Below are 12,280 nucleotides of genomic sequence, written 5' to 3' on the forward strand. Positions count from 1 at the left end.
GGGTCCTGGCCCGGCGAGCGATGCGGAAGCCGTGCGGCGCGCGCAGCCGGGCCAACAGGCTACCAGGAAACTACCAGGGAACCGTCCGGCCGAGATAGTCGAGATACTGCAACCCCGGCGTGCTCCGCTTCGAAAGCAGGACATCGACGACGCGCGGTACGTTCTCCTCAATAGTAAACGGCGCGCCCGCGCCGCCCATTTCGGTGCGAATCCAGCCCGGCGCCATCAGGACCATCGCGCGCGACGAATCGGCGTGGCGCGCTGCAAAGCTGCGCATGAACATGTTCAGTGCGGCCTTGCTGCCGCGGTACAGCTCGCGCGCGCCGGTCTCGTTGTTGCCGATGCTGCCTTGCCCCGACGACATCGCGCCTATCAGCCCCGCGGGCCCGACGTATTGCGCCAGCGTTTCGATCACGCGCATCGGGCTCAGCGCGTTGGTGATCATCACGTGCACGAACTCCTCGGTCGAGACCTCGCCGATCGTCTGCGACGGGTCGCGGTTGGTCGTGCCCGCGTTGACGAACAGCATGTCGAAGGTCCGTCCCGCAAGGCGCTCGCTCAGCGCCGCCAGTTCAAGCGGCTCGCAAATGTCGAGGACCTCGATCTCGACGTGCCCTGGGTGCGCGTCGGCCAGATCGTGGAGCAGGGTTCGAGCCGTGCCGCCCCGCACCGTGCCCATGACGTTCCAGCCGCGCTTCACGAACTCGGCGGCCATCGCATGACCGAGACCGCGCGACGCGCCGACGAGCAGCAGGGTGGGAGGAGATGACTGTGTTGACATGGCGAAGTGTCCTTCAATGAGCGATCGAACTTAATCGTAGCGCGCGCCCGCTCAACCGCCCGCAATCAGCTTGCGCCGCGCCGCCTTCACGCGCGCGAGATGCGCCTCGTCCCAGTCGTAGAAGCCCGCACCGCTGCGCACGCCCACGCGTCCGGCGCTCACCTGATCGCGCAGCAGATCGATCACGTCTTCGTCTTTGGCGAGCGCGGGCATGAGATGCGAGGCAATGTCGACGAAGGTGTCGAGGCCGCCCATGTCCGCGCTCTCGAACGGCCCGACGCTGCCCCAGCGGCGGCCGAGCGACGCCTTCATCACGCGGTCGACCACGTCGGGGCTCGCCGCGCCTGAACGCACGATGTTGAGCGCCTCGCGCAGCACCGCGAACTGCAGCCGGTTGCCGACGAAGCCTGGAATCGCGCGGGCGAGCACGACGGGCTCCATGCCGATCGCGCTCATGAGCGCCTCGGCGCGCGCCGTGACTTCGGGCGAGGTGGTGCTGCCCGGCACCACCTCGACGAGCGGGATCATGTGGGGTGGGTTCCAGAAATGCGCGATCACGAAGCGCTCGGGCGCGGGCAGCGGACCGGCGAGCCGGTCGGGCTCGAAGCCGCTCGTGTTGCTCGCGAGGATCGCATCGGGCGCGAGCACGGCGCCAAGCTGCGCATAGAGCCGGTGCTTGAGATCGAGCACTTCGGGCACGGCTTCGAAGACGAATTGCGCTTCGGAGAGGGCGTCGAGCCGCGCGTTCGTTTCGATGCGCGCGAGCGCCGCCGTGCGCGTGGCGGCGTCGATGCGGCCCGCGTCGATGAGTTCGTCGAGCACGGCCCCGGCCTTCGCGGCCACGCTCGCGAGGCGCGCGGGATCGACGTCGTGCATGATCGTGCGCAGGCCATGCAGCGCACATTGTGTCGCGATGCCGGCGCCCATCAGGCCCGTGCCGACCACACCCACCACTGTCACCGTTGCTTCCATGCCCGCTGGCCTCCTTGCCGAGACGTTTGCCGAGACCGCAAGCATAGCGCGTTGCGCCATGTCTGCTGCTCATTGGAGGCCATCGTGGGCGTGCCGCCTGCGCGGCGGCGTGTTTAACGCTCGATCAGCGCTTGATCAGCAGCGACATCACCGCGCTCGCCGTGCAGAGCCCCGCGACGATCGGGAAGATGATGCTCGTGTTGCCCGAGGCGTCGATGATATGTCCGACGACGGGCTCTCCGATCCCCGCGAACGCATACGACATGGTGTTGAGCACGCCCGTTGCCGTGCCCGCCGCGCGACGCCCGAAGATGTCCGGGCACAGCGCCCAGAACGACGACGCGGGCCCGAACACAAAGAAGCCGCACAGAAAGAGCAGGCCGATCGCGACCATGCTGCCGTGCCCGAACAGCATCATGCTCATGGCCGTTGCCGAAGCGAGCACCATGTACCAGACAATCGCCACATAGTGTTTGCCTTGAAAGAGCACGTCGGAAATCCAGCTATTGGAGAGCGAGCCCAGCGCCATGCCCACGGGCAACGCCACCGTGATCCACTTCGGGTCGAATACCGAGCTGGACGCCTGCCAGTGCAGGCCGAGAAAGTGCACCGGGACCCAGACCACGAGCGCATAGCGCGCGGCATTCTGGAACCCGATGGCGAGGCCGGTGATATAGAGCTTCCAGTTCTTGAGCACCAGCATGTAGCGCTGGCGGCTCGTCAAGGGTTCGTCCGCGTCGGCAGGCGCTGCGTCGTCAGTTGCTTCGTTATCCGATTCATCGGCGTCGCGCAACTGCTTCGATTCCGGGCGCTCGGTCACGAACAGCAGCAGCACGAGCGCGCCGAGCAGCATCGAGAGCGGCGCGAGACGGAATATCCAGACCCAGCTCAAGTGCAGCGTGCCCAGAATCAGGACCGGCAGAATATAGGCGAGCACCGAGGAAAATCCGGAAAAGCCCACATAGATGCCGTACACGAAGCCGCGATGCTTGTGGTCCCACCAGTTCGACAGAAGCCGGCTGCCGGGCGCGAAACCCATCGACTGGAAATAGCCGTTGATGCCCCACGCGAGCAGGAAAAAGACGAAGGTGTGGCCGAAGCTGAACAGCCAGTTCGCGGCGAGCGAAAGGACGGCGCCGGCAATCATCATCGTCTTGCCGCCCAGCTTGTCGCCGAGATTGCCGTTGATGAATTGCCCACCCGCATAGCACCAGAGCATGGTCGCGCTGATCCAGCCGATCTCGTACTTGGAGAGGCCGTAATCGTGCTGGATGCCGGCGACCGCAAAGCCGAGCGTTTGCCGTCCCGTGTAATAGAACAGGTAGCAGAAGTCACGCCTGTCAGCGCGCGCCATTTGTATTGCGCGAACAGGGCGTTGCGTTCGAGCGCTGTGCAAGACAACGCTTCGGGCGTATCGACGGGCATGGCTGTCTCCTGCGGCGCGCGATCTATGTCGCGCTGGCCGTTATTGTGAGGAACGAGGTGAAGTTTCAGGCGAGGTGGTTGAGGGCGAGATCGAAGGCGTCGAAGTTGCGCAGGCGGCGGGCGCTCTCGATCCCGCTGAGCTTGCGGTTGAAAAGGAGCGGCACTTTCTGCTCGGACACGCCGCCGTGCGAGCGCAGCGGCACGTTCAAGCCCGAGAGGTCGTGCTGGCTGGCCGCGCTGCCGAGCGCCGTCAACCGTTCGCCCAGCACGACGAGCTCGCCGATGCGGTCCGGCGGCAATTCGAAGCGTTCGCTCGCTTGCGCGCGCGTCAGCACCGCCTCGACGCCGTTAATGCCGCGCAGAAACTCCGTCACCGCGCCGGCCGCCTGGCTGTCGCCGAGATAGACCGTGGCATAGGAGCCGAGCGCGCCGTGATGCACGACATAAGGATCGGTGATCGGCAAGAGCACCCGCGTGCTTCGTACACCGAACTGTTCGTCCAGACGGTCTTGCAGATAGACGATGTTGGGTCGGCCCGCCGCGTCGGTCTTCGCGTTCATGCCGTGGTCGGCGGTGATGGCCAGCACCGCGCCTTCGGCGTGATAGCCCGCGAGATAGTGGTCCATCATCGCGTAGAACGCGTTGGCCTCGGGCGTGCCCGGTGCGTGCTTGTGCTGCACGTAATCGGTCGTCGACAGATACATCAGGTCGGGCCGTTCCTCGCGCAGCAGCGAGAGGCCCGCCGCGAACACGAACTGCGAGAGCTCCGCGCTGTACACGGACGGCACCGGCATGCCCACGCGCTCGACAATGCGCTCGATGCCGTTCTGTTCGAGCGTGACCTGGTCGGCCTTCTCCGCCGAAAAGCAGATCCCCTGCAAGCCGTGCCCCAGCAGCGCGCGCAGCTTGTCCTTCGCGGTGACGACTGCGACGCGCTGTCCCGCGCGCGCCATTTCGGCGAGGATGCTGGGCGCGCGCAGGTACTTGGGATCGTTCATGAGGACTTCCGCGCCCGCTTCCTCGTCGAAGAAGAAGTTGCCGCAGATGCCGTGCACCGAAGGCGGCGCGCCGGTCACGATCGAGAGGTTGTTCGGGTTGGTGAACGAGGGCACCACGCAGTCGCCGGTCAGCACCGTGCCGAACTCGACCAGTTTCGCGAGAAACGGCGCCTGGCCGGCCAGGATCGCCTGGTTGATGTACTCCTGCTCGCAACCGTCGACGCAAATCACGATGGTCGGGGCGGCGGGCAGGCGGTAGGTGCGGGCATTGACGGTAAGGGGCTGGGACATCGGGGGACCTTTCTGGCTTTCTGGTTGACTTGGTCCAAGCGTAAATTGGACAATCCGCTCACACAACCGAAAAAATCACGCGCTATCTGTCACAAAAACTCACATATGAGAGACAAACTTCCCCCACTCAATGCGTTGCGGGTGTTCGAAGTCGCCGCGCGCGCGGGCAGCTATTCGGCGGCTGCGCGCGAACTACACCTCACGCACGGCGCCGTGAGCCGCCACATTGCGATCCTCGAAGACTGGCTCGGCCAGCCGCTCTTCGCGCGCGAGGGCCAGAGCATGGTGGCCACCTCGCATGCGCGCGCGTTCGCCCGCGAAATCAGCGCGGCGTTCGACCATATCGGCGACGCGGCCGAGCGCTACGGCAAGAATCAGCGCGTCAAGGTGATCCGCGTGAGCGCTTCGGCAACGGTGGCGATGCGCTGGCTGATCCCGCTCCTGCCGCGTTTTGCCGAGGTGTGCCCGGACGTCGACGTGCGCGTATCCACGGCGATGTCGACGGAGCCCGGCTTGCGCGGGAGCTTCGACGTCGCGATACGGCCCCACGTGCCGCCGGGCGGCCAGTTTCAGAGCTGGCCGCTGTTCCGGGAGCACAACACGGTTATCGCGAGCCCCCGGTTGATCGCGCGAACGGGGCTCACCGAGGTCGAAGCGCTGGCCGCCGAGACCTGGCTCACGAGCGAGACGCGCCCCGGCGATTGGGAAGCGTGGCTGGCCGCGGTCGGCCAGGCGGAACTGCGGGCGAACCGGACCCTGAGGTTCGACCATTTTTTCGTGACGCTGCAAGCCGTGGTCGACGGGCTGGGCTTCGGTATCGGCCCGTTTCCGACGCTCGAATCCGATTGCGTGGCGGGGCGCGTGCAGAAGCCGTTTCCCTCGCTGGTCTCGGAAGGGACGACCTATCACGCGCTCGTGCCGCTGGACGCCGACAAGCCCGTGCACATGAGAGATTTCCTCGACTGGCTGCAGGCCAACGGGGCGGCGAGCAGCCAGCCGGCCGATCGCTGAGGCAGGACGGTTCGCGCGGGCGCGGGAATTGCGCACTATCCGCAGATGTTATCTGGAGCACAAAGAGGCGGAAACCATGGACGACGCGCAAACCTCGCCCTCGATGGCCAGCCAGTGCTCCGGCTGGCATGGCGAGATGGCGCAGCGCATCGACGCCTTCGACTGGCGCGGCACCGCGCCGGGCCCGCGCGAAAACTGGTCGGCCAGCCTCGTTGCCACCGCGAAGCTGCTGCTCGCCTCGCCTTCGCCGCTCGTGATGCTCTGGGGCCGCGAAGGCACGATGATCTACAACGATGCGTACGCGGTGTTCGCGGGCGGCCGGCATCCGTTCTTGCTGGGCAAGCCGGTCGAGGTCGGCTGGCCCGAGGTCGCTTCGTTCAACCGGCATGTGATCGACACCTGTCTCGCGGGCCGCACGCTGACTTACAAGGACAAGCAGCTCGTGCTCTACCGCGAGGGGCATGCCGAGGATGTGTGGCTGGACCTGAGCTACAGCCCCGTTGTGGAGGACGATGGGCAGCCGGCCGGCGTCATCGCCATCGTGTTCGAGACCACGGAGAAGATCCTCGCTGAAAGGCAGCGTCGCGAGGCCGAGGCGGCGCTGCTGCAACTGACCCAGACGCTTGAGCAGCGCGTGGCCACCGAAGTCGCCGCGCGCGTGGCGATGGAAGAACAACTGCGGCAGGCGCAGAAGCTGGAGGCCATCGGCAGCCTGACCGGCGGCGTTGCCCATGACTTCAACAACGTGCTCCACGTGATCTCGGCCAATCTGCAGCTCATCGAGCTCGCGACGAGGGGCACGACGGTGCTCGAAAAGCGCGTGGCCGCCGCGAGCGCTGCCGTGTCGCGAGGCGCGAAGCTGGCGGCGCAACTGCTGGCGTTCGCGCGGCGCCAGCCGCTCGCGCCGGCCGTGCTCAATCCCTTGCGCCTCGTCGAGGGGATGGCCGAGATGCTGCGCCATACCTTGCCCGAATCCATCGCGCTTTCCATCACGGATGGGCACGAGGGCTGGCATGTCTGCGCGGATCGCAGTCAACTCGAAAGCGCGCTGCTGAACCTCGTCATCAATTCGCGCGACGCGATAGACGGGCCGGGCCAGATCCATATCAGCGTCACGAGCATCGAGGCCCAGGACGACGCACGCGCCGCGCAGGCCGGCGTGCCGACGGGGCAATATGTGCGCCTTTCCGTGCGGGACAGCGGCAGGGGCATGCCCGAGCGCGTGAAGGCGCGCGTGTTCGAACCGTTCTTCACGACCAAGGCCGAAGGCCACGGAACGGGGCTCGGCCTCAGCATGGTGCATGGCTTCGTGTCGCAGAGCTCGGGCTACGTTTTCATCGACAGCCAGGAAGGCCGTGGCACGACCGTGGATCTCTACTTTCCGCGCAGCATCGACACGGAAACCGAATCGCACCGGCCGGCCGTCGCACGCCAGGAACGCGGCGGCGAAACGGTGCTCATCGTCGAGGATGATGCCGACGTGCGCATGACCGCGATCGAAATGCTCGTGCAGCTCGGCTACAAGGTGCTTTCCGCCCAGGACGGCGATTCCGCGCTCCGGATCATTCAGAGCCGTCAGCACTTCGATCTCCTGTTCACCGACGTCGTGATGCCGGGCACGGTGCGCAGCAGCGAACTCGCACGGATCGCCAGTGGTCCGCCGTTCAATGCGTGGGTCCTGTTCGCATCGGGCTACACGCGCGACATCATTTTCCACGACGGCAAGCTCGATCCGGGCGTGGCGCTCATCAGCAAGCCGTACCGGCTCGATGAACTCGCGCGGGCCATTCGCCAGGTGCTCGATACGCCCGCGGGGTGAAGACCGGGAGCCGGCCGCGGGGCGTCAGGCACTCGCATTGCTCCACATAGCAGGTCATTTTCGATAAACATGGAGGCATCATGCTCAGCACCTTGCTTCTGGTTGTCCTGATCCTGCTGCTGATCGGCGCTTTTCCCGCGTGGCCACATAGCCGCTCGTGGGGCTATGCACCATCTGGCACGCTGGGGGTCGTCCTCATTATCGTGATCGTGCTCGTCGTGATGGGGATGATCTAGCCCTTCCTTTTCCCTGTATTTCCCGGCATTTCCCGTTGCCGGGCCGATATTGTTCGGATGTCTAATCGTTGTGCCGCGAGGGTGATGCCTCGCGGTGTCGTAGTGTTGTCGTGGTGTTGTCGTTGTCGCGGCGTTCCCTGTCGCGCGGGACTGCATTCCCTGGTCGTCCCGCGGCCGCATCGGCCAAGCCGGGAGCGAACATTGCTATGAATCGGCGTCCTGCTGTTCGAGCGTGTTCGCTTCATCGGCGCTTTATTGGCGTTTTATGGGCGCTTCATCGTCGTCAGACGCGCGGCGTCCTGCCAGGGAGACGTTGCCATGCAAGACGGGAATAAACTGCTTTATCGATACGACCGCCGTCGCTTTCTGGCGGGCGTGGCCGCGGTTGCCGGCAGTGTCGCGCTATCGGGTTGCGGTGGCGGCGGAGGTGGCGGTGGCGGGTCAGGCGGCGACGGCGGCGCACCCGCGCCCTCGGTCGTGGACGTTCCCTCTCCCGATGCCGGCGACCGCTATAGCCTGCCGCGTCCCTCGCTGCCCGTTCCCGCGAGTTCGGGCATCGACTTCATCGTGCTGGTGACGATGGAGAATCGCTCGTTCGACCACTTCATGAGCTGGGTGCCCGGCGCCGAGGGCATGCCCTCGAACCAGCAGTTCACCGACGCCTTCGGCACGCCACAGACACCGTTCCCGCTTTCCGCGAATTCTGCCTATGGCTACCAGGCGTGCGCATACAACGATCCCAATCACAGCTACGCCGGGGCGCGCACGCAGCTGGCTTCCGGCGCGATGAACGGCTGGCTGCTTACGCCAGGCACGAGCCAGACGCAAGGCGATTTGCTGCCCATTGGCTACTACACATCAGCGGACCTCGAATTCTTTAGCGCCGTCGCGAGCAATTACACGATCGGCGATTTTTATTTCAGCGGCATCCTGACCAGCACGTTTCCTAACCGCATCTATCTGCATAGCGGAACGACCGACCGCCTCGACGACAGTCTCGACAACTGCTCGCTCGCGACGATCTGGGACAACCTGAGCGCGGCCAACGTGGGCTGCAATTATTACTATCACGACGTGCCGTTCACGGCGCTCTATGGCGAGCGCTACCTCGGCATTTCCCACCCGTTCTCCGACTTTCTTTCCAATGCGGCGGCAGGCACGCTGCCGCCGTTCTGCATGGTCGACCCGGCCTTCGCCGGCGAGGAGCAGGGCGTTTCCTCCGACGATCATCCGCACGCGGACATCCGCAATGGCGAGGCGTTTCTCGCGCAGGTCTATGACGCGCTGCGCACGAGCCCGGCGTGGAACCGCACGCTGATGATCGTCGTGTATGACGAATGGGGCGGCTTTCTCGAGCACGTGGCGCCGCCGGTCAGGCCGATCAGCAAAAACGAGCTTGCGCTCGGCAACGACGGCAAGCTCGGTTTTCGCGTGCCGCTCGCGCTCATTGGCCCACGCGTACGCGCGGGCACGGTGACGCGCTATCCGTTCGATCCGAGCTCGATCCATGCGCTGCTGCAATGGCGTTTCGGCCTGCAACCGCTTGGCGTGCGCGGCACCGATTCGGCGACGCTCAACCTCGCCTATGCGCTCGACTTCACCGATGCCGCGCGCACCGACGCCCCGGCGTTCAACGTCGCGCAGGGTCCGTTCGGCGCGGTCTGCGCGGGGGCGACGGCGCCCGCGGCGTCGAGCGCGGTATCGGCCATCGATCAGGCGGAGCTCGCGAACAATCCGACCTCGGACCGCTTCGCGGACCTTCGCGCCAAGGCCGCCGCGCTGGGGTTCAAGACCGGGTCCTGAGCTCGCGCGGGCGCTCCGCTTTAGCCGGGCGTTCTCCGTCGTTCCATTAAACGTTTGGGAACGAACGTAGAGCGCCGCGCATGACGGCACCTGATGGCCCCTGATGGTCCCCCATGGCAACTTTGGCCGAACAATGGCAATGTGTCGGCAAGAGCGACGGGGATTCGTGCCGCTCGATCCGTTTCGCCCCGTCACCGTGCCAGGATATTTGCGCTCGCCGCGCCGAGGAGATGAACATGACTGCCCACGACTTTGCCGGGTTTTCCTGGGATGAACAGGCAGACGTCAAGGCGGTGCTGACGAGCCGGGGGTTCGAGCTCGGCGAGTTCAGCTTCACTCACCGGGGCGACGATCCGGCCGGCGGCGTCAAGGCCGCGAGCCGCCAGGTTTGCGTGACGCGCATCACCAACGGCAAGACGGAAACCTACGATACCGACCACTTCGCTCCGTGGATCACGGATTTCGACGACGCGCTTCAGGCCGGGAAATTCGACGACTGAGATTGCAACGTTCACAATCGGCGGCCGCTCCGTGGGGGCGCGTCTCGCATGCTACGATCGACGTGACATCCACTTCGATCGATGTGAGCCATGGCGACGTTGTACGACTTGCTGAACGTTCGTGCGGACGCGAGCGACGCGGAAATCAAGCGCGCTTACCGGCGGGCCGCGATGAAAGTACATCCGGACCGCAACGTGGGGCGCGAAGCGTCCGCGCATGCGCAGTTCCAGGAGATTAAAGAGGCCTACGCGATCCTCGCCGATCCCGAGCAGCGCCGCGTCTACGATGAGGTGTACGCCGAGGAAATGGAGCGCCTCGCCCGCGAGCGCGACGAGGAAGCGGCGCGCGTGCAGGCCGCCCGCGACGCGGAGTACGCGCGGCACGTGGCCGTTGCGATGCGCTTTGCCGGGGAGGGGCACAATCGCGACGTGGTGTTCGGGGTATTGCTCGGGCGTGATTGCGAAGCGCAGCTGGCTGGGCGTATTGCCGATGGTGCGGTCGAGTTGCATTTGTCGCGTCAGGCGAGCACGGCCACGAGCGAGCAAACGAGCGAGCCAGCGCACGAGGAGCGCCCGCAATCCGCCGAGCCGCGCGCGCGTAGTGACGAGCCGGGCGCCGGCCGCGCCCAGACGGACTTCTTCAGCGCAATCTGGCGCGGGATGTTCGGTCTGCACCCTTGACCCCGCATGATGGGGCCGGGTGCGCTTGAACCTCGCTTGAACCGCTCTTGCGATGGCCTATATTGAATCCGTATTCGTGAAGCGCGTCGATCGAATCGGGGGAATCCGGCCATGTGCAAGATAGTGTGGTATCCGAAGCAATACCGCGGTTCGGGGCGCAGGCGATTTCTCAAGCTCGCGGGTACGGCTGCGGTCGTTGGCCTCGCGACGGGTCCGGCCGCCACGACGCCGGCACGCGCCGACGCATTGACGAAGGCGCAACGCGAACGCCTGACGCCCGAGCAGATCATCGAGCTCATGAAGCAGGGCAACGCGCGCTTCCAGTTCGGCGAGCGCAAGTCGCGCAATTATCTTCGCGAGCAACGGGCGAGTGCGGGCGGCCAGTTTCCCGCCGCGGTGCTGCTCAGTTGCATCGATTCGCGCGCACCGGCCGAAGTCATCATGGATCTCGGGATTGGCGATATTTTCAATTGCCGCGTCGCGGGCAATGTCGAGAACGACGACATCCTCGGCAGCATGGAGTTCGCGTGCAAGCTCTCCGGGGCGAAGGTCATCGTCGTGATGGGACACACGGCCTGCGGCGCCATCAAGGGCGCCATTGCCAACGTCGAGTTGGGCAATCTCACCGGCTTGCTGGACAGAATCAAACCCGCCGTGCAGGCCACGACCTATGAAGGCGATCGCTCGGCATCGAACTACACGTTCGTCAACGCGGTCGCGCGCAAGAATGTCGAAATGACCATCGCCAATATTCGTCAGAACAGTCCGGTGCTCGCGGAGCTGGAGACCCAGGGGAAGATCCGGATCGTCGGTGCGATGTACAACCTGGGAACGGGCGCGGTGGAGTTTCTTGCCTGATCGCGCTGGTATCGCACCATAACAGCTTCGTTTGCCCTTTCGTCTTTCAACGCCCGCATGAGCGCCGTGAACGTTTCCGGCGCAATATAGACGGGCGGTCACCATAAAAGACGAGGGAGGCAACCATGGGAAACGCCACCAGGCTGGAGTTGTTTTGCCGCTTGTTCCTTGGGCTTTTCGTGGGGTTCTTCTGCGTGACCGCCGCGCTTTTCGTTCGATACAAGACGGCGAATCACCCTCAGCAAGTGACTGCCGTGCAGTCGAACGACACGTCGCGAGCCCTGCCGGCGAGCGCACCGGCAACGTCATTCGCATCCTCATCGCAACGTGCAGCGACGCCACTGGAACCCGAGGAGCGGATACTCATCACGTCGTCCACTTCCACGCTCGTCACGTTCATTGCGGCCGCCGTGGCGAATTGCATGAGCTGGTGGGAGCGCAGGCGCAGGCGGCGCACGAAGCAAAGCGGCGCGCCAAGCTAAGCGCCATCTTGTGGACCCATAGCGTCGAGACGGCGAAGGCGAGCGCGCAGGATCGCACGCTCGCCACGGCTTGCACGCGTCAGCCAATCTTGCCGAGCATCGCGCTGAATTCATCCTTGTTGAAGGCACGCAGCGTTTGCGTGCGGATGTTGCCGGCGGAGCCCAGGGCGAGCCCGAACGCCATGAAGCCCGCCTCGTCGGCGGCTTCGATGACCGTGACAATGTCGTACTGACCCAGCGTCCAGTAGATCTGCTTCATCTCGCAGCCGTAGGCCTTGGCCATTTCGGCGGTTTGGCTGGCGCGCTGCGCGCTGTTCTTGATCGTGCGGATGCCTTGATCCGTAAATTCCGCGAGTACCACATAGGTTGGCATAACGATTCTCCTTACCAGGGCTTGCCAAAGCGGCTCACGCTAGATGCACC

General features: G+C 65.1%; 12 protein-coding genes and 1 pseudogene. 8 read left to right on the plus strand and 5 right to left on the minus strand.

The features are described 5' to 3' along the window. Positions 1-70: 70 nt before the first annotated feature. From U5775_RS01845 to phnA, 4 genes and pseudogenes are all read right to left on the minus strand, one after another. Positions 71-781, minus strand: a complete 711-nt coding sequence (locus tag U5775_RS01845) for an SDR family NAD(P)-dependent oxidoreductase (protein ID WP_322056411.1) — start codon at positions 779-781, stop codon at positions 71-73. 51 nt (positions 782-832) lie between these two features. Next, on the minus strand, positions 833-1,753 hold the full coding sequence (locus U5775_RS01850; RefSeq protein ID WP_322056412.1) for a 3-hydroxyacyl-CoA dehydrogenase family protein: 921 nt from the start codon (positions 1,751-1,753) through the stop codon (positions 833-835). Between the two features lie 124 nt (positions 1,754-1,877). Next, a pseudogene (locus tag U5775_RS01855) lies at positions 1,878-3,178 on the minus strand (MFS transporter). A gap of 65 nt (positions 3,179-3,243) precedes the next feature. Next, the gene (phnA, locus tag U5775_RS01860; protein WP_322056414.1) at positions 3,244-4,467 is read right to left on the minus strand and encodes a phosphonoacetate hydrolase; all 1,224 of its coding nucleotides are present in this window, start codon (positions 4,465-4,467) and stop codon (positions 3,244-3,246) included. Between the two features lie 105 nt (positions 4,468-4,572). Here phnA and U5775_RS01865 point away from each other — a divergent pair, with 105 nt between their 5' ends. The 8 genes from U5775_RS01865 to U5775_RS01900 all read left to right on the plus strand — a co-directional run bounded on the left by U5775_RS01865 (position 4,573) and on the right by U5775_RS01900 (position 11,857). Further along, entirely contained in the window at positions 4,573-5,478 is a 906-nt protein-coding gene (locus U5775_RS01865; protein ID WP_322056415.1) for a LysR substrate-binding domain-containing protein, read from the plus strand. 76 nt (positions 5,479-5,554) lie between these two features. Further along, positions 5,555-7,297, plus strand: coding sequence for an ATP-binding protein (locus U5775_RS01870; protein ID WP_322056416.1), 1,743 nt, complete (start codon positions 5,555-5,557; stop codon positions 7,295-7,297). 80 nt (positions 7,298-7,377) lie between these two features. Next, positions 7,378-7,533, plus strand: coding sequence for a DUF3309 family protein (locus U5775_RS01875; protein WP_322056417.1), 156 nt, complete (start codon positions 7,378-7,380; stop codon positions 7,531-7,533). A 318-nt stretch (positions 7,534-7,851) separates the two neighbouring features. Beyond that, a complete protein-coding gene (locus U5775_RS01880; protein ID WP_322056418.1) occupies positions 7,852-9,336 on the plus strand; it encodes an alkaline phosphatase family protein in 1,485 nt (494 codons plus the stop codon). 236 nt (positions 9,337-9,572) lie between these two features. After that, a complete protein-coding gene (locus U5775_RS01885; protein WP_322056419.1) occupies positions 9,573-9,836 on the plus strand; it encodes a hypothetical protein in 264 nt (87 codons plus the stop codon). A 90-nt stretch (positions 9,837-9,926) separates the two neighbouring features. Further along, entirely contained in the window at positions 9,927-10,517 is a 591-nt protein-coding gene (locus U5775_RS01890; protein WP_322056420.1) for a J domain-containing protein, read from the plus strand. Between the two features lie 111 nt (positions 10,518-10,628). Beyond that, positions 10,629-11,375 carry a carbonic anhydrase family protein gene (locus U5775_RS01895; protein ID WP_322056421.1) on the plus strand — a complete coding sequence of 249 codons (747 nt, stop codon included), beginning with the start codon at positions 10,629-10,631 and terminating at the stop codon, positions 11,373-11,375. 125 nt (positions 11,376-11,500) lie between these two features. Then, entirely contained in the window at positions 11,501-11,857 is a 357-nt protein-coding gene (locus tag U5775_RS01900; RefSeq protein ID WP_322056422.1) for a hypothetical protein, read from the plus strand. A 79-nt stretch (positions 11,858-11,936) separates the two neighbouring features. Here U5775_RS01900 and U5775_RS01905 read toward each other — a convergent pair whose 3' ends face one another. Beyond that, complete coding sequence (locus U5775_RS01905) at positions 11,937-12,230, minus strand: GYD domain-containing protein (RefSeq protein WP_322056423.1); 294 nt, start codon at positions 12,228-12,230, stop codon at positions 11,937-11,939. Positions 12,231-12,280 lie beyond the last annotated feature (50 nt).

Origin of the sequence: Paraburkholderia sp. J63, assembly GCF_905220245.1 — a bacterium.
Classification (GTDB): Bacteria; Pseudomonadota; Gammaproteobacteria; order Burkholderiales; family Burkholderiaceae; genus Paraburkholderia.

Bases quoted from the DNA above. Each gene is read 5' to 3' on its own strand.
- U5775_RS01845 (WP_322056411.1), bottom strand. From the start codon at position 781: ATGTCAACACAGTCATCTCCTCCCACCCTGCTGCTCGTCGGCGCGTCG.
- U5775_RS01870 (WP_322056416.1), top strand. From the start codon at position 5,555: ATGGACGACGCGCAAACCTCGCCCTCGATGGCCAGCCAGTGCTCCGGC.
- U5775_RS01875 (WP_322056417.1), top strand. From the start codon at position 7,378: ATGCTCAGCACCTTGCTTCTGGTTGTCCTGATCCTGCTGCTGATCGGC.
- U5775_RS01850 (WP_322056412.1), bottom strand. From the start codon at position 1,753: ATGGAAGCAACGGTGACAGTGGTGGGTGTGGTCGGCACGGGCCTGATG.
- U5775_RS01900 (WP_322056422.1), top strand. From the start codon at position 11,501: ATGGGAAACGCCACCAGGCTGGAGTTGTTTTGCCGCTTGTTCCTTGGG.
- U5775_RS01880 (WP_322056418.1), top strand. From the start codon at position 7,852: ATGCAAGACGGGAATAAACTGCTTTATCGATACGACCGCCGTCGCTTT.
- U5775_RS01890 (WP_322056420.1), top strand. From the start codon at position 9,927: ATGGCGACGTTGTACGACTTGCTGAACGTTCGTGCGGACGCGAGCGAC.
- U5775_RS01885 (WP_322056419.1), top strand. From the start codon at position 9,573: ATGACTGCCCACGACTTTGCCGGGTTTTCCTGGGATGAACAGGCAGAC.
- U5775_RS01905 (WP_322056423.1), bottom strand. From the start codon at position 12,230: ATGCCAACCTATGTGGTACTCGCGGAATTTACGGATCAAGGCATCCGC.
- U5775_RS01895 (WP_322056421.1), top strand. From the start codon at position 10,629: ATGTGCAAGATAGTGTGGTATCCGAAGCAATACCGCGGTTCGGGGCGC.
- U5775_RS01865 (WP_322056415.1), top strand. From the start codon at position 4,573: ATGAGAGACAAACTTCCCCCACTCAATGCGTTGCGGGTGTTCGAAGTC.
- phnA (WP_322056414.1), bottom strand. From the start codon at position 4,467: ATGTCCCAGCCCCTTACCGTCAATGCCCGCACCTACCGCCTGCCCGCC.